Origin of the sequence: Paeniroseomonas aquatica (genome assembly GCF_030409335.1) — a bacterium.
Classification (GTDB): Bacteria; Pseudomonadota; Alphaproteobacteria; order Acetobacterales; family Acetobacteraceae; genus Belnapia; species Belnapia aquatica.
This window is the reverse complement of record NZ_JAUFPN010000066.1, coordinates 1-968: the sequence shown is the minus strand read 5'-3', so window position 1 is coordinate 968 and position 968 is coordinate 1. Positions and strand designations below refer to the sequence as shown.

At 60.6% G+C, this 968-nt stretch carries 2 protein-coding genes; both read left to right on the top strand.

Annotated features, from left to right (window positions below; genetic code table 11):
- A partial coding sequence (locus QWZ14_RS07265; RefSeq protein WP_456307226.1) for a metalloregulator ArsR/SmtB family transcription factor occupies nucleotides 1-308 on the top strand: 308 nt, incomplete at its 5' end.
- Nucleotides 309-429: 121 nt separating this feature from the next.
- Entirely contained in the window at nucleotides 430-798 is a 369-nt protein-coding gene (locus QWZ14_RS07260) for a transposase (protein ID WP_290315960.1), read from the top strand.
- Nucleotides 799-968: the final 170 nt, after the last annotated feature.

Sequence of the window (968 nt, the reverse complement as noted above, 5' to 3'; positions counted from 1 at the left end):
GCCTGATGCGTAAGGCTCGAAAGGCGTCCGACTTTCTCAAGGCGCTTTCAAACGAGAGCCGCCTCTTGTTGCTGTGCTTGTTGGTCGAACGTGAGCGATCGGTCAGCGAACTTGAGGAACTGATGTCGCTGCGCCAACCAAACGTTTCCCAGCAATTGGCCCGGCTTCGCCTAGACGGTCTCGTCGACGCCCGTCGTGACGGCAAGACGGTTTACTACAGACTGGCCAGCAATGATGTTCTGCGCATGATCGACGTTATCTACGATATTTTCTGCCGCGATCAGCCGGACATTGGGACATCGCGGTAGGGCAGGAGTGCGCGATGGAGTCGCCCGACTGGTTACCCCTCGCGGCTGGACTTCTCAGCGGCGGCGCAGCTGGCTTCTGTGTGCGGCGGGCGAATTTATGCTCGTTCGGCGCCATTGAATCATGGCTCCTCGCTGTTTGGTGTGTGTAGGCCCAGACGCACAGGCCCGAGCCTGGCAGATCCGGCTGACCTTCCAGGAGGTTTATCAACAGCCGTCACGCCAGGCCGCCGAGGCGCTCCTCAAGCGGTGGTACTTCTGGGCCACCCACAGCCGTCTACTGCCCATGATCGACGCCGCCAGGACCATCAAGCGCCACTGGGAAGGCATCCTGCGCTGGCACGACACTCACATCGCCAATGGCATCCTTGAGGGCATCAACAGCCTCGTCCAGGCCGCCAAGGCCAAGGCTCGAGGCTACCGGTCCACCCGCAACCTCAAGGCGATCATCTACCTTATCGCCGGCAAGCTCGAACTCAGCCTACCCACCTGAAACAGCGAGGAGCCTGAATCATTTTGGTTGAGCCGTAACGCACTGCGATTACGCGTGTACGGGCTTGCGCTGGCTATTGCCATCGCAGGCACGCAAGCGCTCGTGGTGTTTGGCTGGATCGATCTTGCCGGTATTCGCATACTGCCACCTGTGCTGCCGCTCGCGGCCGC

Excerpts from the sequence above, each read along its gene's own strand:
- QWZ14_RS07260 (WP_290315960.1), top strand. The coding sequence starts at position 430 with ATGGCTCCTCGCTGTTTGGTGTGTGTAGGCCCAGACGCACAGGCCCGA.